This is a genomic window from Rhodococcus sp. EPR-157 (assembly GCF_001647195.1).
Taxonomy (GTDB): domain Bacteria; phylum Actinomycetota; class Actinomycetes; order Mycobacteriales; family Mycobacteriaceae; genus Rhodococcoides.
In genome coordinates this window covers 1-655 of sequence record NZ_LVCV01000076.1, presented here as the reverse complement: position 1 = coordinate 655, position 655 = coordinate 1, and the positions used below count along the sequence as shown (strand labels likewise).

1 protein-coding gene is annotated in these 655 nt (G+C 62.7%); it reads left to right on the top strand.

All coding sequences use genetic code 11. The features are described 5' to 3' along the window. On the top strand, positions 1-655 hold a 655-nt coding region (locus A2J03_RS03210), incomplete at both ends, for a YhgE/Pip domain-containing protein (RefSeq protein WP_156520170.1).

The following is a 655-nucleotide window of genomic DNA, read 5'->3' as shown; positions in this document are numbered from 1 at the left end:
CTCGGTGGGATCCTCAACCCGCAGGACAATCTGCGTGACTTCCCGGTGGTTCTGGTCAACCAGGACGAGGGCGACACCGTCGAGTCCAATGGTGCGACGACGGAGCAGAACATCGGCAACGACATCGCCGACGCGATCCGGCAGGGTATCGACCCCGGGCAGATCAAGCTCATGGAGACCGGACCTGCCGAGGCCAGAGAACTCCTCTCATCGGGGGACGCCTACGGTTCCATAGTCATTCCATTCGATTTCACCAAACGTGCCTTGATATTCGCTCGCGCGAGCGTGGTGCCAGGCGACGTCGAGAGACCGATCATCACCGTCAACACCAACCCCCGCGCGGGAACATTTACCGTGGCATTGATGCAGCGTGTTGCCACCGAGGCACTCGCGCAGGCTAATTCGCGGGTTGGATCCGCGCTCACGGCCGAAGTCGATGCGCAACTTCAACCCTCGGGCGGAGAACTCACCGGAGCGGCCAGACTTGCCCTCGCCGAACCGATCAACGTCATCGTCACACCGTACGACCCGCTGCCCGACGGCACAGGCGGCGGCCTTTCCGCGTTCTACTACGCGTTGCTACTCGTCCTCGCCGGGTTCACAGGTGCCACGATCGTCAGTGCGCTCGTCGACGGACTCCTCGGTTTCACCCCGA